A 23,297-nucleotide genomic window follows, 5' to 3' on the forward strand; every position below is an offset into this window, starting at 1 on the left:
TACCTGTCCGTAAATGATCATTCCCTTGGAAGTTCTCTGCCTGTGCTGGCAGGATAGCCCGAAAACTTTCTGTGATCACTGCTCTTTTGCTCATTTATGTGCCTGTCTCACACATATAATGAAGTAACAATCATTTGATTACAGGTGTTATTATGTTGAAAAAGAATTCCTTCCTGACCGGAACGCTTATCCTCACTCTGGCAGGATTTCTAAGCCGTCTCATCGGCTTTTTTTACAGGGCATTTCTTTCCCAGACATTCGGCGAAGAAGGGATGGGGATCTACCAGCTGCTCGCTCCGGTCATGGCGCTCTCTTTCTCCCTCACAGCGGCCGGCATCCAGACTGCCGTCTCCAAATTCACCGCCTCGGAGACAACCACCCACGATTACCGTGCTTCCCTGCGCGTTCTCCTGGCCGGCTTTCTGCTCTCCATGCCCCTGTCGTTCCTCTGCACATGGTTTATCTACCGGCAGGCAGACCTGATCGCTGTCCGTTTCCTGTTGGAACAGCGCTGCGCGCCGCTTCTGCGGGTCTTTGCGCTTTCGATCCCCTTTTGCTCACTCCACTCACTCATAAACGGCTATTTTTATGGAATCAAACGCGCCGGTATTCCTGCACTGACACAAATTCTGGAGCAGCTCGCCCGGGTAGGAAGTGTCTTCTGGATCTGTAACCGGCTACAGTCACAGAGCCAGAGTCCGGCTATCGTCTGCGCAGTCATCGGCCTGGCAGTCGGAGAATGTGTCTCCATGCTGATCTCTCTCTCCGCTGTCTATCTGCGCTTTTACCGGCTCAAACCGATAGCGGCAAGTCGCGTCCGTACAGGCACCATGGTCTGGAAAATTTTCATGCTTTCCACACCGCTTACCGCCAGCCGCATCGCAACCAATATTTTGATGAGCATCGAGGCCGTGTCCATCCCGAGCTGTCTCGTGCGCCATGGGTTTACCCAGACGCAGGCACTGTCGGTCTATGGCGTGCTCACCGGCATGGCACTCCCCCTCATCCTCTTCCCGACCGCACTCATTAACTCGGCCTGCGTCTTCTTACTGCCCGTGATCTCGGAAGCGGACGAGAGCGGCAATGTAAATGCCATCCGCAGCGCGGTGCGCAAGTCGGTTATCTGCTGCCTGCTCTTCGGCGTCTTCTGCACGGCCTCTTTTCTGCTGATCGGCGAATATGCCGGGCTTGTCCTCTTCAAAAGCAAAATGGCAGGGTCTTTTATTCTCACCTTAAGTTTTATCTGTCCCCTGCTCTATCTGTCCGGTGCACTCTCAAGCATTCTGCACGGGCTTGGGAAAACAGGTGTTACTTTTGTTTTTAACATGGCAGCTCTTGCCACCCGCCTCCTCTTTGTCTTCTGGCTGATTCCTGCCATCGGAATCCAGGGGTATCTCTATGGCCTGCTGTTAAGCCAGTTTCTGATCACAATTTTAAATATACTGGCGGTAAAATACTACATACAGAGGCATGTCTGAGCCAAATGTGAAGCAATACTGGAACTTTATGACTTGCCCTCCTTATTTTTTTATATTATAATGAGTCAGACATAATTTCCGAATCATAACAAGTGTACTTTATAGAGAAAGGAGACCTTATGGGATTCGAATTTGTAAAAAAGCTGCCTGTGCCTGACGAAATACGCGGACAATATCCGGTGCCTAACGAGCTGGCGGCTTTAAAAGAACAACGCGATGAAGAAATCAGAAAAGTGATTACCGGAGAGAGTGATAAATTTCTCCTTATAATAGGACCCTGCTCCGCAGACAATGAGGATGCCGTCTGCGATTATGTGACCAGACTTGCCAAAGTCAGTGAAAAGGTGAAAGACAGGCTTATTTTGATTCCGAGGATTTACACAAATAAACCCCGCACGACCGGCGAGGGGTATAAAGGCATTCTCCATCAGCCCGACCCCAACAAGAAGCCTGATTTTCTCGCCGGTTTGATCGCCATGCGCAAAATGCACATCCGTGTGATTGAAGAGTCGGGCCTGACGGCGGCAGACGAGATGCTGTACCCGGAAAACTGGCGCTATCTGTCGGACATTCTTTCCTATGTGGCGATCGGTGCCCGCTCTGTCGAAGATCAGCAGCATCGTCTCGTTGTCAGCGGCTTTGATGTGCCCGCAGGGATGAAAAATCCGACAAGCGGCGATTTTTCCATTATGCTCAACTCGGTATATGCCGCTCAGCACTCTCACTCTTTTATTTACCGCGGCTGGGAAGTAAACACGCCGGGCAACCCGCTCGCCCACACGGTACTGCGCGGCTCCGTCAACAAACATGGCCGGAGTCTTCCCAACTACCATTACGAGGACTTAAACAGTCTGCTGGAGCTGTACAACAGTATGGATCTGCTCAACCCTGCCTGCATCATTGATGCCAACCACAGCAATTCCAACAAGCAGTTTAAACAGCAGATCCGCATCGTCAAAGAAGTGATGCACAGCCGCAAATTAAACCACGATATTCACCGTCTCGTCAAAGGCGTCATGGTCGAGAGCTACCTCGTCGAAGGCACACAGAAGATCGGAGAGGGAATCTACGGAAAATCGATCACGGATCCCTGCCTCGGCTGGGAAGACACGGAACGTCTGATTTATGATATTGCGGAATATGAATGACAACAGCACAGACCACAGAGACCGGAAAGGTGCTGCCAGCTAACGGCTTTTCCGTTACATGGCAGCACCTTTTTCACCATTTCGTTCAAAATATCCGCAGTAATTCTCTCATCAGCGCCGGATTGACATAACTTTCCAGAATCGCTCCCGCAATAAGCATCCCATGAAGCAGCAAAAAGTGAAAAAGGATTCCCGGATTTTTCTGTTTCCCCTCCCGGCTTTCCGTGAAATCACGTACCGGATAGTACAGCCGGGTACACACTTGAAAGCACCAGTCTGCCAGAAGCAAAAAGGCAGGTATGTAGAGCAGGAAGTGCGGCATCATGCCTCCCGCCAGCAAAAGAAAGCCTTTGATGCCATATCTCATAATAGAAACCGCCGCTGCGACACCTCCGCACACACCTGTCCATAGTACGAACAGATATGTCGTCACGATACCGGCAAAAGTCGTGGAAAGAATTGCCGCCAGCCAGAGTGTCCCCAGCCTTTCACGCAGTACATATAGAAAAAACATTCCTTCATTCAGTTCCAGGCGCTCAAGCCGTTCCAGATTCATCCGGCTTAAAAACCCCGATTCTGATAAAAAAACACCTGTGTTTAAATATACAAGGGCAATCCCCGCCAGCAGCCCGGCAAAAAAGGGCAGCGCCCAGTTCGGCCGTTCTGCCCTCTTCCATCGTATTTTCGAAATTCTCACAGCATATCCATTTCTGTCTTTTTCACAATTATATGCCGTATTTCACTTTATATGCCATCAAAGCGGCAATCGTTTTCGAGTCTGAAATCTTCTGTTCAAAAATCATCGATTCCAACTCTTCCAGTCCGTATGCACCGACATTCAAAAATTCATCTTCATCCAAATGCTGGTGTGTCTTTACGAGGTTTCTTGCAAGATAAATATCAATCTTCTCATTGCAAAATGCAACCGTTGTATTGATCGAGATCAGAAGCTCCAGATCCCCGGAGACATATCCCGTCTCTTCTTCCAGCTCTCTCGCAGCCGCCTTGTCAGTCGACTCACCGGGGTTTAAGCCGCCCGCCGGAATTTCCAGCGTATACCGATCCAGCGCATTGCGGTATTGAGACACAATCAGAATCCTGCCATCCTCTGTTACCGGAACGACCGCTGCCGCTCCGTTATGACGGATAAAATCCCATTTTGCCTGCTTCCCGTTCGGGAGCTGCATCGTATCTACATAATATTCTATGATCGCACCTTTGTGAATCAGCGTCCGGTCGATCCTCTTTATTTCCTCGCTCATTTCCTCTCTCCCATACCGCTTTGCCAGTCTTTTTTATGCCTCCAGCAGTTTCTCTATGCTGGCCAGTTTCACACACAGTACGAACAGGTCTGTCGCCTCTGCCATCTCCGTCGCCGTCGGAAATGTAGGCGCAATACGAATGTTACTGTCGTGAGGGTCTTTTCCATAAGGGAAAGGCGCACCCGCTTTCGTCAGTGTCACACCCGCCTCTTTGCACTTCTGAACTATATTTTTCGCACAGCCGTCCATCGCCTCAAAAGAGATAAAATATCCTCCTTTGGGTTTTACCCAGCTTCCGATTTCAAGGCCGCCAAGCTCTCTCTCCAATACTTCCAGCACGGCCTCAAACTTCGGCCGTATAATCGCCGCATGTTTCTTCATATGCGCCTTCACGCCATCAAAATTTTTGAAAAATCTCGCATGCCGCAGCTGATTGATCTTGTCATAACAGATTGTGCGGATTGCCATCGACTTCTTGATCGCATCCAGATTCCTCTTCGAAGCAGCCATCGCCGCGATCCCTGCTCCTGCCATACTGATTTTGGAAGTGGAACCGAACAGATATACCATATCCGGATTGCCTGCTTTCTCACATTCCTCCAGAATGTCAAGAATCTGATCCTGGTCCTCATCATACAGATGATGTACCGCATAGGCGTTATCCCAATAAATACGGAAGTCTTCGGCTGCAGGCTTCAGCGCCGCAAACCTTCTCACCGTCTCGTCGGAATAGGAAATCCCCTGTGGATTGGAATACTTGGGCACACACCAGATTCCTTTTACTGCCGCGTCCTCCGATACATATTTTTCCACAAGATCCATATCCGGCCCTGTCGGAGTCATTGGAATATTGATCATCTCAATCCCGAAATGTTCCGTAATCGTGAAGTGCCTGTCATAGCCGGGAACCGGACAGAGGAATTTAACCCGCTCCAGCTTACACCACGGCGTACTTCCCATTACCCCATGTGTAAAGGAACGACAGATCGCATCATACATAACAGAAAGGCTTCCGTTGCCGAGTACAATGACATTGGCCGGGTCTTTGACTCCCATCACATCAGCCATCAATCCTTTGGCCTCCATAATACCGTCCAGTTCCCCATAATTCCTGCAATCTGTACCGTCTTCCGCCCGCATATCACAGTCTACATCCAATGCGCTCATCAATCCCATGCCCATATCGAGCTGACCTGTCTCCGGCTTCCCTCTGGACATATCCAGATTCAGCCCTTTGCCCTGCGCCTCTTTGTACGCAGCGTCTAATTCTGCCTTGCATGCAAGTAATTCTTCTCTGCTTAACTCTCTGTATGGTTTCATATTTCCGCACCGTCCTTCAGTATCTTGTTTTCTGATCTACTTTGCTTAATTGGATAATTGTATACAATCAAACATCGCACCTTTGCTATTCTACTACAAGATACCAAAATACACAAGAGGAAATTTCCAGTATTATGAATCAATATCCTCACTTGCCGCCACTGCGGATACAACAGATGAGACTGCCGCCACTACAACAACGGCAATGATAATGACCAACATACCACCCATTAAAACTAACATGAATAAGCCTCCTTCTATTTCCTTCTCTCATGGGCTCTCACCCTCTGAGAATGCAAGCTATTAATTATTATAACATAAAATATAAAAAAAGGAAACGCATAAACGTTTCCTTTTCCCATAAGCAAAACTATTCTACTTTGCATAATCGATTACGCGCGATTCGCGGATGACATTGACTTTGATTTGTCCCGGATATTCCAGTTCTGCCTCTATCTGTTTGGAAATATCACGGGCTAAAAGTACCATGTCAGAATCCGAAATCTGATCTGGAACTACCATGACACGAACCTCTCTGCCTGCCTGAATAGCAAAAGATTTGTCGACACCTTTGAAATTGTTTGTGATTTCTTCTAACTGTTTCAACCTGCTTGTATATGTTTCCACCGTTTCCCGTCTGGCACCCGGACGCGCCGCGGAAATCGTGTCCGCCGCCTGAATAAGGCAAGCGATCAAAGACTGCGCCTCTACGTCACCATGATGGGATTCCACACTGTTGATGACGACAGGGCCTTCTTTATATTTCCTGCAAAGCTCAACACCTAACTGTATATGGGAGCCTTCCATCTCATGATCGACTGCTTTTCCAATGTCATGCAACAATCCTGCACGCTTGGCCAGCCGGACATCCAATCCCATTTCTGCTGCCAGCAATCCGGATAACTGGGCAACCTCGATAGAATGCTTGAGCGCATTCTGACCATAACTCGTTCTGAACTTCATTTTACCAAGTAATCTCACAAGTTCCGGATGAATGCCGTGTACGCCAACTTCCAGCGTAGCAGCCTCGCCCTCTTCCTTGATCATCACTTCCACTTCTTTTTGCGCTTTCTCCACCATTTCTTCGATCCTTGCCGGATGGATACGTCCGTCTACGATCAGTTTTTCAAGAGCAATGCGCGCAACTTCCCTGCGGATCGGATCAAAACCGGATAATATCACGGCTTCCGGTGTGTCGTCAATGATCAGATCCACTCCGGTCATTGTTTCGAGAGTGCGGATATTCCTGCCCTCCCGGCCGATGATCCTTCCCTTCATCTCATCATTGGGAAGTTGTACTACGGAGATCGTCGTCTCGGACACATGGTCAGCGGCACATTTCTGAATGGCAGTCACTACATATTCCTTCGCCTTCTTGTCCGCCTCTTCCTTAGCCCGGCTTTCCATCTCCTTGATCATCATGGCTGTTTCATGTTTTACTTCATCTTCCACAGTTTTCAACAAATAATCTTTTGCCTGTTCGGAGGTTAATCTGGAGATTCGTTCAAGTTCCTGTACTCTTTGCTCATTGAGCTTGGAAATTTCTACTTTCATCTTCCCAAGTTCTTCTTCCCTCGCTGTCAACACTGCTTCTTTCTTTTCGATAGAATCTGCTTTTTTATCGATGTTCTCTTCTTTCTGCTGGACTCTTCTTTCAGAGCGCTGTACTTCAGCACGGCGTTCCTTGATCTCCTTATCAAGTTCATTCTTTGTACGAATGGACTCTTCCTTAATCTCAAGTAAGCCTTCCCTCTTCTTAGCCTCCGCAGTTTTTAACGCTTCATCGATGATCTCTCTTGCCTTTTCCTCAGCATTACCGATCTTAGTCTCTACTACCTTCTTGCGATAGGAAGTAGCTACTCCGGCAGACACCGGTACCGCAATAAGAAGCGTAACAACTACTGCTACTATTACACTAAGCATGTACAGGAGCACCTCCTTATTTATTTTTCATTGTACAAATATCTGATATAGGGTATACTGCTTACCGTATACCCTAATTTTCAAAAATTACAACATATTAATTTTAAACGCAATTACCCATTATGTCAAGTAAAACTGTCTGTTAATCCATTTCCTCCATCACACGTCTGGCAGTGTCCATGGAAAACCCTTTGCGGTACAGGTATCCATACATGCGCTGTCTCTCTTTTTCGCTGGCATGTTCAGACGAATAGTGCTTCTTTTCCAGCAGTCTGCGTATCATTGCTTCCTCGTCCGAAACAAATCCATCGCCGGCCAGTTCTTCCACCGCAGAGCGGATCACCTCTCTGCACACACCTTTCTGAAGCAGCTTCTGTTCGATCTCTTTCAGACTGTGGCTGCCCATACGACAGGAAATGTAATCATAGGCATATCTGGCATCATCCACATAGTGATATGATTTTACATAGTCGACTGCCTCCTGCGCCATCTCCTGACTGTATCCTCCGAGCAACAGTTTGTCCATAAGCTGCCGCTGTGTATATTGCCGGCCTTTTAAAAGATTCATTGCACGCAGTCTGGCACGTTTCGGAAGCACCTCGGTTTGAAGTTCCTGCCATACGTCCTCCGTCAACTCGCCGCCCTCTCTGATCTGATATTTGCGCAACTCGCCCTTGTATAAGATAAAAGCGGCTGTACCGTCCACATATACCCTGCTTCTTGTTTTTGAGATCGGTTCGACCTCTGTCACTGTCATCTCCGTCATTTGCTCTCTGCCTTAGCTGCAGTCGTTTTCCTGTCTGCGGCCGTCTTTTTGCCGGCGCTCTCCTTTTTCCCTGCGTCAGCGGCATCCGCATCCGCATTCTTTTCAGGCATATCGCTCTGAGCTCCGTCCGCTTCACTGCCTGCACCATTTCCAAGCCCGTAGTTCACTCTGACTTTGTTTTCCACTTCTTCACAGAGCTGTGGGTTATCTTTCAGATATTGTTTGGCATTTTCACGGCCCTGGCCGATTTTACCGCCCTCATAGGCGTACCACGCGCCGCTCTTACTGATCACATTGCAGGCGGCTGCCAGATCGAGAATATCCCCCTCCCGGGAAATGCCCTGACCGAACATAATGTCAAACTCCGCCTCCTTGAAGGGCGGCGCAATTTTGTTCTTGACGACTTTCACTCTCGTGCGGTTTCCAATCATCTCACCACTCTGTTTTAATGTCTCGATCCTTCTCACATCGAGACGCACAGAGGAATAAAACTTCAGTGCGCGCCCACCTGTCGTCGTCTCGGGATTGCCAAACATCACACCAACTTTTTCCCGAAGCTGGTTGATAAAAATAACGGTACAGTTCGACTTACTGATCACTGCAGTCAGTTTTCGAAGGGCCTGTGACATCAGCCTGGCCTGTAATCCCACATGGCTGTCACCCATGTCGCCGTCGATCTCTGCCTTTGGTACAAGTGCTGCAACAGAGTCCACGACAATGATGTCGATCGCCCCCGAACGCACCATAGTCTCCGTGATCTCCAGTGCCTGCTCTCCGTTATCCGGCTGAGAGATATAGAGATTATCAATATCAACGCCGATATTTTTCGCATAGACAGGATCAAGCGCATGTTCGGCATCGATAAATCCTGCGATACCGCCTCGTTTCTGCACTTCCGCGACCATATGTAACGTTACCGTAGTCTTGCCGCTGGACTCCGGTCCATATATTTCCACGATCCTGCCTTTGGGAATCCCGCCAAGTCCCAGCGCAATATCCAGACTCAGAGAACCTGTCGGTATCGTCTCCACATTCATCTGTACTTTCGGGTCGCCCAGCTTCATCACCGCGCCTTTTCCAAACTGTTTCTCAATCTGACCCAATGCGGCATCCAATGCTTTTAATTTATCATCTTTTTCCATATAAACTCTCCTTACGCGCTCTCGAATAGAACATTCGTTCTGTTAATAGGATAAAACATCTGTTCGATTTTGTCAATTCTTTTTTCAGGAAACGGAAATCATATAACTGCCGGGCCAGATGGCCGCTGACTGCCACAGCCCGGCAAAAGATAAGTGTGTCAATAGATTTTCAGAATTTCTTCAGATATTTGTCATAATCCTTATAAGTGACTGTCACCCAGCCGCTGGAAACGCTGTCACTGTAATTCATACCGACTTCCATACCAAGCGGCGTATAATAGGCGATCACGGCATCTCTGTCCCGAAGGACCTGTGCCAGCTCTTCATCAGACAACGCATCCAGATAATCAATACTGCCGTTCTGCTCGTCGTTTCTCTCACGGAACTCCCTGGCAAACGCTTCGTCAATCTCAAGCAGGCTTCCATTGTCCAGCACAACGCCATTTTTCACATCGATGTTGATCGGATACAGATCGACATGGTATTCATCATCCAGAACCACATATTCATCAATAACAATGCTGATCATATCTTCGTCGTTATAAGTCACATAGGTCGTCGTATATACGGCATAGCTCTCTCCGTACTCCGCGTAATAAGAATATTTGGGGAAGTCCTCCGCATAGTAGAGTGCAACCGTCTCAATGGCTTCGTTCAACTGATCGATATTGGGAATGCTGTTCCCCTTCAGTTCAATATAATTGATTACGACATCTATATCATTGTCAGGATCTTCGTTCGTATAGGATTTCGTGACGAAAGAATAGTCCACGTCTTCATTGATGGCGTTGCAAGGCCCATAATAATAAGTATCTGTCGGAGACGGCACATAATCGTCCCCGCCGTAAGCATCCTCTCCGTCATAAGAAAAATACGGGTCCTGAATGCCGCTGCCTTCTTCCTCAAAATCATACTCGTCGACATACGGATTCGAACTGTCCATCGACGCATACTTCATGATAAAATAGCCGTAAAAGAAACTGAATATAATATAACCGAGCAGAAAGAGTACGGCGACCACAACTCCGATCGTCACCCACACTTTGTTATCTTTTTTCGGCTTCATATAAGGATTATACGGACTATAGTTCTGCTGCCCGTAATAAGAATTCTGCTGGTTCTGATATGAACCCTGCTGACCATAATACTGGTCCTGCTGATTCTGATACGGCCCCTGCTGACCATAATACTGGTTCTGCTGATTCTGGTACGGTCCCTGCTGGTTCTGATATGATCCGTACTGATTCTGTTGATTCTGATACGGTCCGTACGGGTCCTGCTGATTCTGATATGATCCGTATGGGTCTTGTTGATTCTGATATGGTCCGTATGGGTCCTGTTGATTCTGATATGATCCATATGGGTCCTGCTGACTCTGCCCTGATCCGTACATATTCGTCTGATAACCGCTTCCCGGTTGATAATTCTGCTCCGGCATTTCCTGCGGATAGTTCTGCGAGGAATAGACACCCTGCTCATCACGCTGGCCTGAACATTCCGGACAGACCCCATTCTCCATCAAAGCACCGCATTTCGGACAGAAATTATAGTTTTCCCTCGTTTGATCATTCATACTTGTTCCCCCATTTGTTTAACGGAATGTAACCTCGCTGTAATGTTCCAAAATGCTCTGTCTCATCAACGTTAGCGCAGCCGTCACACTGTTTTCACGGATCTTGCTCCGACTGCCGGAAAAATGGTATTCTTTTATTTTCATCTTCCCACAGACACTGCAGGCAATGTACACAAGTCCCACCGGTTTCTGTGCAGTACCGCCGTCAGGACCGGCAATGCCCGTGATCGCGACTGCCACATCCGCTTTGGAAGAAACGGCTGCTCCCTTCGCCATCTGTTTGGCCACATTCTCACTGACCGCACCGTATTTGTCAAGAGACGGTTTCTTGACGCCGAGCAGTTTATGCTTCGCCTTATTGGAATACGTCACCTGACCGGATTTAAATACTTCGGAAACCCCCGGTACATTGATCAGTCTTGCGGACAGCAGTCCGCCCGTACAGGACTCTGCCGTCGTCACCGTCAGACGGTTGGCCAGAAGCAGATCAACGACCGCCTCCTCCAGCGTCACGTCTTTATCCGTCGTATACACATTCATGCCAAAACGGTTTTTCAGTTCTTTGACGACCGGTTTGACGAGCTTCCTGGCCTCTTTCTCTTCCTCCGCCTTCGCTGTGATCCTAAGATGCACTTCCCCGGTCTTTGCATAGGGCGCAATCGTCGGATTCCCCTGCTGTGCAATCAAATCGGCGATCATTGTCTCCGCCTTGCTCTCTCCGATACCGCACAGTTTCACTGTCTGAGAATAAATAACGCCCGCAGCAGCTCCTGCCAGATAAGGACCAACGGCAGATTCAAACATCGGGATCAGTTCCCCCGGCGGTCCCGGCAGAAGAATGATCCGCTTTCCGTTCTCTTCCATAATAATACCCGGCGCCGTACCGTTGTCATTGTCAATGACAGTCGCTCCCTCCGGAACCATGGCCTGCTTCCAGTTGTTTTCTGTCAGCTCCAGCCCACGCCTCGTAAAATATTGTGCAATCCGCTCTTTGGAATGATCATCCATGTACAACGATCTGCCCAGAACTTTCGCCGCCGTCTCTTTTGTCAGGTCATCCTGCGTCGGTCCCAGTCCTCCTGACGCAATAACGATGTCACTGCGTCCAAACGCAGTCTGCAGCGCCTGCATCAGTCTCTCCTCGTTGTCTCCGACAACAGTCTGATAAAAACAGGAAAAGCCAAGAGCCGCGCACTGCTCCGCGAGATAGGCTGCATTGGTATTGACAATGTTTCCGAGCAGGATCTCCGTCCCCACCGAAACCAGTTCTACGGTCATTTATTTATCCTCCATAAATACGCTTCTGTTCTTTATCATATAATCGACCAGCGACACGATCGTCAGTATCACGGCAATCCATGTGACGATTGCCGACACAACCGTCAGTGCCTCGATATGAATGATCAGCAGACAGATCATAATCATCTGGAATGTCGTCTTATATTTGCCCCAATAACTGGCTGCAATGACAATGCCATTGTCCGCGGCGATCTGCCGCAGGCCACTGACGATAAACTCCCGGCTGATGATGACGATAACGATCCAGGCTGCCAGTCTGTCCTGCGCCGACAGACAGATCAGAGCCGCACTCACGAGAAGTTTGTCGGCAAGCGGGTCCATCAGCTTGCCAAAATTCGTGACAAGATTGTATTTTCTGGCAATCTTACCGTCCAGCAGATCGGTCAGGCTGGCAACGACAAAGATGCCAAGCGCGATCCACCTGTCTGCGCTTCCAAACAGCTCCATCAGCATAAATACCACAAAAAAGGGAATCAGAATTACGCGCAGCATCGTCAGCTTATTCGGTAAATTCATCATATATCTCTCCTATCAGATCATATTCGTTGGAATCCGTAATCACAGCTCTGACGAAATCTCCGCTCATCAGTTCTCTGTCCGTCTGCAGAAAGAGCAGACCGTCGACATTCGGTGCATCCTGATACGTTCTGGCAATATAGACGCCATCCTCCGGCAGCCTACCTTCGATAAATGCGTCCAGGATGGTCCTCTGCCGTGCCATGCCTTCCGTCTTCTCAAAAGCGATCGCCTGCTGAAGCAACATCAGTTCATCCCGGCGCCGGCGCTTGACTTCCTCCGGTATCTGGTCCTCCATCGATGCTGCCGGCGTCCCTTCCTCCGCAGAATACGGGAATACGCCGAGTCTGTCAAATTCCATCTCGTTTACAAATCTGTACAGTTCTTCATAGTCCTCCTGGCTCTCTCCCGGAAACCCGGTAATCAGCGTTGTCCGCAGACAAATATCCGGTATCATCTCCCGCAGTTTCTTGATCTGTCGCCGCAGTTCCTCCTGCGTCGTACGCCTGCCCATTCTCTTTAAGACCGGGTCGCTGGCATGCTGGATCGGAATATCGAGATAATGGCAGATCTTTGCCTCGTCCCGGATTGTCTGGATCAGTTCATCGGTAATTTCCTCCGGATAACAGTATAAAATGCGGACCCACCGCAGACCGTCAATCTCACACAGCCTGTGCAGAAGTTCCGGCAGACTTTTTCTGCCATACCGGTCAACGCCATAGAGCGTCGTCTCCTGAGCCACGAGAATCAGTTCCTTCACGCCGTCTGCCGCCAGCGATTTTGCTTCCTCCACCAGCTCCTCCATCGGAACGCTCCGGTAATTCCCCCGCACCCTCGGTATGATACAGTAAGTGCAGCGCTTATCACAGCCCTCCGCAATCTTCAGATAGGCGTAATGTCCGCCTGTCGTGACGATCCTGCTGCCCTGCCGGGCCTTTAACGCCGCATTAATATCTGCAAACCGGCTGCATCGTTTTCCGGCCAGCGCCTCGTCGATGGCATCTGCGATCTGATCGACAGCCATCGTCCCAAGGATGGCGTCCACTTCCGGAATCTCTTCCCGAATCTCCTCCCGGTACCGCTGGGCAAGACAGCCGGTCACGATCAGCGCCTGTATCTTCCCCGCTTTTTTCCACTCTGCCATTTCCAGAATATTCTGAATGCTCTCCTCTTTTGCATCGTTGATAAAACAGCATGTGTTGACGACGACAATATCCGCCTGCTGCTCATCATCGGTAAAGGCATACCCCCGCGCCGCGAGAATACCAAGCATGACTTCCGAATCCACCAGATTTTTATCACAGCCGAGAGATACCAGTAATACATTCATCGTTTCATTCTTCTTCATTCTGTATTTTGATTCTGGACTGATCCAGCTCCTCGATCGCAACGGAAAGCGGTTTCTTGCCGTCCGAATCCACATAGGCGTCCTCGCCGCCAATCAGCTGACGGGCACGTTTGGAAGTTGCCATAACAATAGAATATCTGCTGTTGACGACGGGTGCTTCCCCCTCCTCAACCTCACTGTTTACTACTCTCATTAAATCGGAATAGGATGGATGTAACATTATTTTTCTCCTTTCACCAGTTCCTGTAACTGCATTCTTATATTTTCGATAAATTCCTGATTTCTGACCGGCGCGCTGTGCGCCCCCTCAATCAGCCCGTGCATCTCTCTCACACACGTATCCAGATCGTCATTGACGACAAGATAATCATACTTCTCAATGCCTTCCGCCTCCTCGCAGGCACGGGAAAGTCTGGAACTTACGACTTCTTCCGTCTCTGTCCCCCTGCCGATCAGTCTTCGTTTCAGCTCCTTGATGCTCGGCGGCGTGACAAACAACAGCAGCGCCGACGGGAACCGCTCCTTTACTTTGAGCGCCCCCTGTATCTCGATCTCCAGAATCACGTCCTTGCCGCGTGCAAGCTGCATTTCCACATACTCCCGCGGCGTCCCGTAATAATTCCCACAGTACGACGCATATTCAATCAGTTCTCCTCCGGCGATCTTATGCTCAAACGTTTCCCGGGAGACAAAAAAGTATTCTTTCCCGTCCTCTTCTCCCGGTCTGGGGCTGCGCGTCGTCATTGAGACAGACAAGGCATACGCATCATATGTCCTCACAAGCTCCTTCATCAGCGTACCTTTGCCGGCGCCGGAAAATCCGGATACCACTACCAAAATTCCCCTTCGCTTCATTTGTTTACCCCTTCTTCTGTCTGTACTCTGCTCACGATCGTCTCCGGCAACAGCGCCGAAAGCACGACCTGATTATTCTCCATCACAAGAACTGCTTTCGTTTTTCTTCCCTGCGTGGCGTCGATGGCGGTACCGCTTTCCTTCGCTTTCTGAACAAGACGTTTCACCGGCGCAGAATCCGGCGTGACGATCGCCATGACCTTCTCCGTATTCACCATATTGCCAAATCCGATGTGAATTAAATGATTCAAGCTCTTCTCCGCCTTATTCGATATTCTGTATCTGTTCCCGCACCTTTTCGATCTCCGTTTTCAGATCAATCGCATGATTGGAGATCTCGATATCCGTTGTCTTCGAGAGGATCGTATTCGCCTCACGATTCATCTCCTGTGCAATGAAGTCGAGCTTGCGTCCCACGCTTCCGCCCGCAGTAAGCGCCTCCCTCGTCTGTGCAATGTGACTTCTGAGCCTTACCAGTTCCTCATCCACACATACCTTATCCGCAAATATCGTCACTTCCGTGAGCAGCCGCGTCTCATCCACCTTTGTGTCTTCCAGCAGCTCCTGCACTTTTTCCTTCAGTTTTTCCTTATATTCCGCGATAATATGCGGAGAACGGGCGGCAATAACATCAACGCCCGCCGTCATATTGTCCAGTTTGTCCAGCAGATCTTTTTTCAGATTTTCCCCTTCTGTGACCCTCGTGCGGACAAAGCCATCCGCCGCACCGCGCACTGCCTGTTCCAGGCCTTTCCAAAGCTGTTCTTCGTCTACGGCCTGCTCCTCCATGCCAAACACTTCCGGATACCTTGACAGCGTGGAGACGCGAACATCGTCTTCCAGTGCAAACTCCTCCGCCATCTGCCGCAGATACCGCACATATTCCCCGGCAATCGCCCTGTTATATTTCACGCATACATTGCTCTCGGTAAAATCTTCATAAGTAATAAACACGTCCACTTTACCCCGGCCGATATAATCCTTGAGCAGCCCCCGGACAGCGGACTCAAAAAGCCCGAGCTTTTTCGGCATCTTAATATTCACGTCCAGATACCTGTGATTGACTGCTTTCATCTCCACCGTAAACTTACGTTCTCCTTCGGAAAACTCACATCTTCCAAAGCCTGTCATACTTTTGATCATCGCGTACTCTACCTTCTTTATCTGAGTTATCTGAAAATCAGATCCGGAATCCCTGATCTGGACATTAATTCTAATTATAGAACAAGAATATGCTTCAGTCAATAAAATCTACGGACGCTTTTTGATATACTTGCGGTATGTATACAGGAATAATACAAGCGCAAGCGCCACAGACAGATAATCGGTCACCGGCTGGGCAAGCGCAAGTGTCCGCGCCGTATGCAGTACACCGTGAAAGATCAGCAGAATCGGAAGATACAGCAGCCCCTGTCTGCTCACCGAAAGGATCAGCGCCGGAACCGCCGCTCCTGTGGACTGAATGGCATTGATCAGCACAAACAAAAGGCCCATAACCGGACCAGACAGAATATAAATCCGGGAAAAGGACATCCCATACACGAAAGCATCCTCATTGTCCAGAAAGGCCGTCACAAGCGGCCCTGCCCCGGCATAACAGATCACTGTCATCACCATGCTCAGCCCAAAGGCAAGGCAGAGAGAAAACTTCAGCACATCCATATAACGTTTCCCGTCGCCGGCGCCAAAGCAATAGCCGAGCAGCGGCTGGATGCCTGTTCCCAGCCCGATCAGCAGCATGACAACGATCATATTGACCTTCATCGCAACACCCAGGCCCGCCACCGCCATATCTCCGTAGCCGGCCATCATATTATTGACAACGATATTGGAAGTGCTCATCAGGATGCTGTTCAGGGAAGCGGGAATCCCGATCGCCAGCACGCCCGCCGCGATACCGCTGCGGATACGGTAATCCTTCAGCCGTATGGACAGCATGGACTTCCCGGAAGTCAGATGAACGAAATAAAATACTGCAGAGACTATATTACTGAGCGTCGTGGCAATGGCGGCGCCTGCCACGTTCCAGCCAAATCCAAGGATCAGAACCGGGTCAAGCACAATGTTCAACAGATTGCCAAATACCATGCCGGCCATCGCTGTCCTGGCATTTCCTTCCGCACGGATGATATTGCTGAAACTGTTGCTGATGATCAGAAACGGAATACCGCCTGCCACGATATTCAGATACTGTGAAGCATAGCCGATCGTCTCCTCACTGGCGCCGATCATTCGGCAGACCGGCAGCACAAAAATCCATATGAGTACCATTGACACAACGCCGATCGTCAGTCCGGTCCAAAAACAGAAGGAAGAAGTGTTTTTCGCCTTCTGACCGTTTCCCTCGCCGATCATCCGTGAGATCAGCGAAGTCCCGCCGATGCCAAACAGCATACCGACCGCCATAAAAAACAGAAATGCCGGCGTAGCTACGGAAACTGCCGCCACCATGTAGGCGTCTTTCGTCTGGCCGATAAAAAATGTATCCGCCAGATTATATAAAAGTACCATGATCATGCTGATAATAGACGGTACCACATTGCTGATAACCGCTTTGGGTACCGGTGCGTTCTTAAAAATTTCCATTGTCTTGTCTTTCATCTTCTTTCTCCTCTCCTGTCGGAAGTGAGTGTTCCGGGCTGCCGCTCTCCGTCTGCTTCAGATTCTGTTCCGCCTGTTTCAGATTATGGTAGACTCTCTGCAGCAGGCCGCATAAAACTTCCTGCTCCGTCTCCGTAATCCCCTGGATCATGATCTTCTGCACAAGAGACTTCTTCGCATCAATCTCCTGCATGATCTCCCGGCCCTTCCCGGTCAGAAAGATCTGGCCCGCACGACTGCCCGGTCGTTTCTCCTCTCTCACGACCAACTCTTTTTTCTCTAAAATTTTCACTACATGCAGGACACTCGTATGTTTTACATCAAAAAATGCGGCAATGCCGGCCAGCGTGCATCGTTTCCCGTCTCCATAGTACAGATATTCCAGAATGTCAAGCTGTGTCCCTGTCAGACCGTGGACTTTTAAATTGCGGTTTTTCCCTCGTTCCAACTGGTTATGGATTCGTTTGATACAGATGCAGATGTCTTCTTTCATCAATTCCTCTCCTTACCTTCGCGCCCTAATATGTAGCAAGCTACATATTAACGTATTTTTTAAAATAATGCAAGCGCTGATTTTCCACATGCCCTGACACTGTAACCATATTCTGTTTCTGTTTTTGCATATACGGATCGTCCCCAAACCGCCTCAGAGAAGTATTGTCAAGTGTGTTTGTAAATTTTCCAAAAATAAACAAAATTCAATGCATGATGATAAATTTAACAAAAATCCCCACAGCTTACTGTGAGGATTTCAAATTATACCTGCTAATTTGCGAAATAGCTGTAGCATGAACCAAAAATTGTAGCAAAGGTACTTATAGACATTGCTGCCCCCAAAAGCACTCTTTGAAAAGAGCATAAATCTCAGCGTACAGCTTCAAAATTCCCTGATTCCATACTATAAACATGATCACAAAGGATATTTATATCTTCTGAATTATGACTGGTAATTAAAATTATTTTTCCACATGTATTATGATTTCGGATCAAGTCCTACTTTATCCATAATACCTTCTAAATAAGGTCTGTTATTCTTATCCTGCATTTGTCATGGCAAGCGAATTGTATAATTTGCCCCATTATTGAGCATACAGGCCTCTTTAAGTCTGTTTTCAAATAATTACAAAATTTTCTCAAGGTATAATCTCCTTCGCTGTCTGTGCATCTATAATGACCTGAATATCCTGCTCATGCTGTTCACTTTTTTCGATCCCCTTCACGATCCAGACAGGCTTTACATCATATACGCCTGTTCCTGAAGATAAATCAACATAATAGCATAATTCTGCTTCTGTCATTTCATATGTTGAGCTTCCGAGTATTTGGTTATACTTATGAGCAACCGTTTCAGCAATCACATCCATAGGAGCTAAAGAGACTGCCATTCCTTCATCAGAAATTTCAAATACTTTTTCAATGTTCAAATACTCTATTCCATCTTTTGATATAAATGCCTGTACCGGAGCATTTACATCTGCTACATCTGAAAATATCTCACAATACACATGATAAAGCGGCAGTTCTCTGTATATCTGATTGACACAAAAATAATAGCCTTCATCTGAGACGGACCACCCGCTTTTATAGTTTGCCCGGTCAATATTTCCGTCCATATCTTCGTGATATTCCTGTGACTGCATACAATTGTAATCTAACGCATATCCCGTATAAACATGCTCAAATTTAATATTCACTTCTGTTAATGCGTTATCAATTATCTGAAAAGCCTCCTCACGCGTCATAAATGACAACTGCTCTTCTGTAGAATACAAACCTGCATTATATCGATCATCTGCCGGATCAAGTACAAAAGAGCTGAGTATATATGGCATCAGATCTCTTTGCATATATGACATCTGACTGGAAAGCGGACCATAAGATAATGTTATTTCCTCTGGAGTGACATAAGTTGCCGTATCTACTTTTTCCCCATATTCGTTTTTTTCTTCATAACTGTATACTTCGTAATCATCATTACCGCTGAATAATGATTGAAATGCCCACTCCTCATTTACTTTCAACATTCTTGCTTTCGCGGTAATTGGAAATTTTTCTCCTAAATCAGCACCAACAATAACATCCATCTTAAAATCAACATTTTCTATGGTATTCTCGTAACTTGCTGGAAAAGTAATTTTCTCATCAGGTATATCGTTTTCTACATAAGATTCTTCTGTTTCAGAACCCACTTCATTTTGAACATCTGCTATTTTACTTCCAGAATCCTGTCCCTGCCCTGAATTTCCACACCCAAATATAGACATAGAAAAAATAACAATCAATATCAAACATAGTTGCCTTTTCATCCGACTTTCTCCTTTTAATTTTGTTTTTACCATATTAAATTCCTCCATTCTGTATTAGGTAGTGAACTTTTGTGTAGCTGTTCTGTGAAATCAATGGCACTTCTCATTATCTTTATTCCGGTCATGATTACAACCCCATTGGCACCAAACGACATTTTTTTCATTCATTTGGTCATTCCAGTAATTTTTTTCATTATTTTTGGTCGATTACAAAACGGGAACCTCGGATTGCAATCGACCATTTTCTTATTCTTATTTTTCAATTTATCCCAAAATCCACAAAAAAATGTCTTTTCATACAAGCCTTTTGTATTTTTCTGGCCTTTATTGTATAGTACAAAGAGTAAATGAGGTAAATGACACGAAAAGAGGAATGAGAATGCGAATACTCATCTGTGACGATGATGCGCTGATAATTGAACAGCTTCAGAAATATATAAAAAATTTTTTTGAAAACATCGGTGTGAAATGTCCTGAATTAATTTGCTTTTCTGATGGGGAATCTCTCTTGGCAGATGAAGGTGAAAAGGACATTCTGTTTCTTGACGTAGAAATGCCCGGGATGAATGGTATCTATGTGGGAAAGGAGTTAAAAAAGAAGAATGAAAATATTATTATTTTTATTGTGACTTCTTATTCCGAATATCTTGATGAGGCAATGCGGTTCCATGTATTCCGCTACCTTTCCAAGCCTTTGACGAAACAACGTTTTTTTCGTAATATGAAAGATGCGGTTGACCTGTATAACACCATGACAGTAAAAATCCCGGTTGAAACAAAACACGGCGTGCATACACTGCTTGCATCCTCCGTCATAGCAGTAGAGGCACAGGGCAGAAAGGTAACGGTACATACCACTCTGTGTGATTTTGAATCCACCCACAATATGCAGTACTGGCTGGAACTTCTCCCTAAAAACAATTTCTTCCAGACACACCGCAGTTTCATTATCAATTTTGAACATGTCACAGATTTTGACCGTAATCTTGTTCATTTATCAGAAAATCAATCTGCTTATCTGACAAAAAGAAAATACAGCTCATTCAAAGAAGCCTATCTCCTTTATTTAGAAAGTACAAGGTAAAGCAAATGGTAAATACAATCTGTTATTTTTTCGGTTTTCTTGTAGAAGCAATGATACTCTGGCAGTACTCCTGCAATTTATTTCCCGCCAGACACACCAGGCCGAGAAGGCTTGCCGTGCTATGCGGTTTATATTTTATGCTGTTTTGCGTATCACTGTCTGAAGCTATATGGATCAATCTCGTATTATATTTTTTACTGAATTTCATTTTCTTAGTGACTCAATGTTCTCTGAATCGGTACGCGGCAGTATTTCATTCTTCCATACTGACGGCTGTTATGACAATGAGTGAATTAATTGTTTATGCCATTACCAAACGGTTTGCCCCTCACTTCCTTGATAATGGCAGGGAATTTTATCATCTTTTATTTTTTTCGGTCTTTAGTAAGCTCATATTCTTTGCTGTTGCTTATATACTGATGCACCTGATGCAAAACCCGAAGAAGGATACAGGGCAGTATGATCAGTCTGTTTTTCTATTTGTTTTCATTCCCTTAACCTCAATTTTTATTATGTTTACTTACATAAGTATTGGCGAATCCGTTTCCCTCCCAGCGTCACTTGACTGGATGGTTGCTGTGGGCGCTGTTTTTTTGCTGGCAGCAAATCTGCTTATGTTTGAAATCAACCAGTATCATCAGAAAAAAAACAGGGAATTTACAGAAATACAGTTATTGCTCCAAAAAGAGTCAGATTTGGCTGGATATTATAAGATGCTGAATGTACAGAATGAAAACCAGCGTATTTTAATCCATGACATAAAAAAGCACCTGCAGTCCATTGATATGCTGAATGAACAAAAAGAGTATGCTAAGATAAGAGCCTATATCCGGCAATTGGTACTCTCACCAGACCTGAAGGAATTTTCCAGACTATGCGACCATGAAATGCTGAATTCCATTCTATGCCGCTATATGCAGCAATGCACTGACAGCCACATAACTTTTCATGCTGACATTCGAAGTGGAACGACAGATTTTATTGCTGACAACGACCTTACCTCATTGTTCTGCAATCTGCTCGACAATGCTGTGAAAGCGGCTGAATACATTCCAGAATCATTTATTGAAATTAGTACAAGCAAAAAAGCAAAAAATCCATTTACAGTTTTGACGGTCATAAATTCCTGCCGGACAGATCCTTTCATAACGAAAAACGGTAGTCCGACTATAAATATACCCCGAAGCCATAAGCATGGTTTCGGACTTAAAAGCATCCGCAAAATTGTCACCAAGTACAATGGGAATATGCAGATATACTACAATTCTGATACGCTGACGTTCCATGCAATCATTATTTTAAAACAACAGGGATTATGAAAAACCATAATCCCTGTCTCTGCCTGTCAATACCCTATTTTGATGTAAAACTATTAAATGATCCTGGTTATGTCAAACTTACTGGTGAAAATCCATATATCCAGTCCAGCCATTCATTTGAAACACATATATCCAAAACAGCGATTAACTTCCCCGCGAATGTTCCTGCTGATTTGCAGTTATCTTATTTCCTCTCCTGTGATTGCGTTAAACCGAATTGAATACCTGCTGTCTTCAACCGATTGTCCATCTACTTCAAAATCAACACACCATACCGGAATCAGTTCCATCTCTGTCAAAGAGTCTTCCCTCAGAAGCGGAAAATACTCCATCCAGATATTCTTTGCCCTGAACTCGCTTGTTAAAATCACATCACCAAATCTTTTCACGATTGCTTCTTTGATGCCGTCCTCACCTATGATAATCGCTTCCTTCTGATGTTCCTCATAAGGCTCAAACATTCCCATCATGGTTATCATTTCGATCCCATTATTTGATAGCAACGCCGTTACAGTAGCCGGATAAGCCAGAAATCTCTCACTCGTTTGCCTCAGATTTGGCTCATTTCGGTATACGGGAATCCCATTTACATTCATTCGAAAACTGATTCGGTACACTTCCATGCCTTCGTCAAACGTATCACTTCCATATCCCTTTGCCGACAGAAACTGATAGTCGCCATCTTCCAATATTGCCTTTTTCACACTCTCAAAATCCGCCTGATCCATAGCAACCACATCGAAAGCTTCCAGTTCTCCACCCACGTCAAGCATCCCTATAAAGCTCTGCAGCCTTGCAACAGCATCTTCCCGGGACATAAAAGAAAGATCCCTGTCATCTGCCAGTCCCATCTCCCCTGCATAGGAACAATAGGTGTCCAAATGGTTTGCCATATCGTTTCTTTGATATGTCAGGGAGCCACCCGTGGATTTATCGCTTCCATCATCAGCAACAAGGTTTCCTTCTGCATTTCCTATTGCTTCCTGCACTTTATCATAGTCAAAGCTTTTTAACTGCGTTGCATACTCATAAAGGTTATTTTCCGGCACTTTCAATTCTGCACTGATGAACAGATTTTCATCCAGTTTTTCATCTACGAAAGCTGTTGTATCCTGCTCATCTTCGACATCAATATTTGTCTCATCCTGTGCTTCAACCATCTGAGTGTCTGCTGCTGTACTACCATGGTCAATGTCTGGGACTTCTCCCTGAGATGTGCTGGCACAACCGCCTAATAATGTCAGAAGAATAAGCATACTCATTGAAGCTATCATCGTTTTTTTCATCTTTTTCATCTATCGGTCTCCCCTTCCTTTCAATGCAATCAATGAAATGAATCTTGTTGCTGTTTTGTGAA

General features: G+C 46.6%; 22 protein-coding genes. 4 read left to right on the top strand and 18 right to left on the bottom strand.

Annotated elements, in window-relative coordinates; genetic code table 11:
- Positions 1-152: 152 nt before the first annotated feature.
- Together V1224_10745 and V1224_10750 are read left to right on the top strand one after the other, a co-directional pair.
- Positions 153-1,478 carry a polysaccharide biosynthesis protein gene (locus tag V1224_10745; GenBank protein WWR14967.1) on the top strand — a complete coding sequence of 442 codons (1,326 nt, stop codon included), beginning with the start codon at positions 153-155 and terminating at the stop codon, positions 1,476-1,478.
- Between the two features lie 119 nt (positions 1,479-1,597).
- Positions 1,598-2,626, top strand: coding sequence for a 3-deoxy-7-phosphoheptulonate synthase (locus V1224_10750; protein WWR14968.1), 1,029 nt, complete (start codon positions 1,598-1,600; stop codon positions 2,624-2,626).
- Positions 2,627-2,711: 85 nt separating this feature from the next.
- Here the strand turns inward: V1224_10750 and V1224_10755 are convergent, their stop codons facing one another.
- The 17 genes from V1224_10755 to V1224_10835 form a co-directional block, all read right to left on the bottom strand.
- Positions 2,712-3,323, bottom strand: coding sequence for a stage II sporulation protein M (locus V1224_10755; GenBank protein ID WWR14969.1), 612 nt, complete (start codon positions 3,321-3,323; stop codon positions 2,712-2,714).
- 28 nt (positions 3,324-3,351) lie between these two features.
- Positions 3,352-3,888: an NUDIX hydrolase gene (locus V1224_10760; protein ID WWR14970.1), complete on the bottom strand. Its 537-nt coding sequence runs from the start codon at positions 3,886-3,888 to the stop codon at positions 3,352-3,354.
- Between the two features lie 33 nt (positions 3,889-3,921).
- Positions 3,922-5,208: an aminotransferase class I/II-fold pyridoxal phosphate-dependent enzyme gene (locus V1224_10765; protein ID WWR14971.1), complete on the bottom strand. Its 1,287-nt coding sequence runs from the start codon at positions 5,206-5,208 to the stop codon at positions 3,922-3,924.
- A gap of 375 nt (positions 5,209-5,583) precedes the next feature.
- Complete coding sequence (gene rny, locus V1224_10770) at positions 5,584-7,131, bottom strand: ribonuclease Y (GenBank protein WWR14972.1); 1,548 nt, start codon at positions 7,129-7,131, stop codon at positions 5,584-5,586.
- A 142-nt stretch (positions 7,132-7,273) separates the two neighbouring features.
- Complete coding sequence (locus tag V1224_10775) at positions 7,274-7,897, bottom strand: regulatory protein RecX (GenBank protein ID WWR14973.1); 624 nt, start codon at positions 7,895-7,897, stop codon at positions 7,274-7,276.
- Positions 7,894-9,039: a recombinase RecA gene (gene recA, locus V1224_10780; GenBank protein WWR14974.1), complete on the bottom strand. Its 1,146-nt coding sequence runs from the start codon at positions 9,037-9,039 to the stop codon at positions 7,894-7,896. The genes V1224_10775 and recA overlap by 4 nt, the downstream gene beginning before the upstream one ends.
- 169 nt (positions 9,040-9,208) lie before the next feature.
- Positions 9,209-10,612, bottom strand: a complete 1,404-nt coding sequence (locus V1224_10785; protein ID WWR14975.1) for a proline-rich domain-containing protein — start codon at positions 10,610-10,612, stop codon at positions 9,209-9,211.
- An 18-nt stretch (positions 10,613-10,630) separates the two neighbouring features.
- Entirely contained in the window at positions 10,631-11,890 is a 1,260-nt protein-coding gene (locus V1224_10790; GenBank protein WWR14976.1) for a competence/damage-inducible protein A, read from the bottom strand.
- Positions 11,891-12,427, bottom strand: a complete 537-nt coding sequence (gene pgsA / locus V1224_10795) for a CDP-diacylglycerol--glycerol-3-phosphate 3-phosphatidyltransferase (protein WWR17467.1) — start codon at positions 12,425-12,427, stop codon at positions 11,891-11,893. It lies immediately after the preceding gene.
- Positions 12,411-13,757 (bottom strand): 30S ribosomal protein S12 methylthiotransferase RimO, encoded by a 1,347-nt coding sequence (gene rimO / locus V1224_10800; protein ID WWR17468.1) that lies wholly within the window; start codon positions 13,755-13,757, stop codon positions 12,411-12,413. The genes pgsA and rimO overlap by 17 nt, the downstream gene beginning before the upstream one ends.
- A 4-nt stretch (positions 13,758-13,761) precedes the next feature.
- Positions 13,762-13,995 (bottom strand): DNA-directed RNA polymerase subunit omega, encoded by a 234-nt coding sequence (gene rpoZ, locus V1224_10805; GenBank protein WWR14977.1) that lies wholly within the window; start codon positions 13,993-13,995, stop codon positions 13,762-13,764.
- Positions 13,995-14,630 carry a guanylate kinase gene (gmk, locus tag V1224_10810; GenBank protein ID WWR14978.1) on the bottom strand — a complete coding sequence of 212 codons (636 nt, stop codon included), beginning with the start codon at positions 14,628-14,630 and terminating at the stop codon, positions 13,995-13,997. Before gmk ends, rpoZ begins: the two co-directional genes overlap by 1 nt.
- A complete protein-coding gene (locus V1224_10815; GenBank protein WWR14979.1) occupies positions 14,627-14,881 on the bottom strand; it encodes a DUF370 domain-containing protein in 255 nt (84 codons plus the stop codon). The genes gmk and V1224_10815 overlap by 4 nt, the downstream gene beginning before the upstream one ends.
- A gap of 13 nt (positions 14,882-14,894) precedes the next feature.
- Complete coding sequence (locus V1224_10820; protein WWR14980.1) at positions 14,895-15,773, bottom strand: YicC/YloC family endoribonuclease; 879 nt, start codon at positions 15,771-15,773, stop codon at positions 14,895-14,897.
- A gap of 108 nt (positions 15,774-15,881) precedes the next feature.
- Positions 15,882-17,231 carry an MATE family efflux transporter gene (locus V1224_10825; protein WWR14981.1) on the bottom strand — a complete coding sequence of 450 codons (1,350 nt, stop codon included), beginning with the start codon at positions 17,229-17,231 and terminating at the stop codon, positions 15,882-15,884.
- Entirely contained in the window at positions 17,203-17,724 is a 522-nt protein-coding gene (locus tag V1224_10830; GenBank protein WWR14982.1) for a MarR family transcriptional regulator, read from the bottom strand. The genes V1224_10825 and V1224_10830 overlap by 29 nt, the downstream gene beginning before the upstream one ends.
- A gap of 640 nt (positions 17,725-18,364) precedes the next feature.
- Positions 18,365-19,570 carry a hypothetical protein gene (locus V1224_10835; GenBank protein WWR14983.1) on the bottom strand — a complete coding sequence of 402 codons (1,206 nt, stop codon included), beginning with the start codon at positions 19,568-19,570 and terminating at the stop codon, positions 18,365-18,367.
- Between the two features lie 346 nt (positions 19,571-19,916).
- Here V1224_10835 and V1224_10840 point away from each other — a divergent pair, with 346 nt between their 5' ends.
- Both V1224_10840 and V1224_10845 read left to right on the top strand, forming a co-directional pair.
- Positions 19,917-20,621, top strand: coding sequence for a LytTR family DNA-binding domain-containing protein (locus V1224_10840; GenBank protein ID WWR17469.1), 705 nt, complete (start codon positions 19,917-19,919; stop codon positions 20,619-20,621).
- A gap of 284 nt (positions 20,622-20,905) precedes the next feature.
- Positions 20,906-21,940 carry a GHKL domain-containing protein gene (locus V1224_10845; GenBank protein WWR14984.1) on the top strand — a complete coding sequence of 345 codons (1,035 nt, stop codon included), beginning with the start codon at positions 20,906-20,908 and terminating at the stop codon, positions 21,938-21,940.
- A gap of 179 nt (positions 21,941-22,119) precedes the next feature.
- Here the strand turns inward: V1224_10845 and V1224_10850 are convergent, their stop codons facing one another.
- Positions 22,120-23,235, bottom strand: a complete 1,116-nt coding sequence (locus tag V1224_10850; protein ID WWR14985.1) for a hypothetical protein — start codon at positions 23,233-23,235, stop codon at positions 22,120-22,122.
- Between the last annotated feature and the right edge of the window lie 62 nt (positions 23,236-23,297).

Source organism: Lachnospiraceae bacterium JLR.KK008, from assembly GCA_037015955.1.
Lineage (GTDB): Bacteria > Bacillota > Clostridia > Lachnospirales > Lachnospiraceae > VSOB01.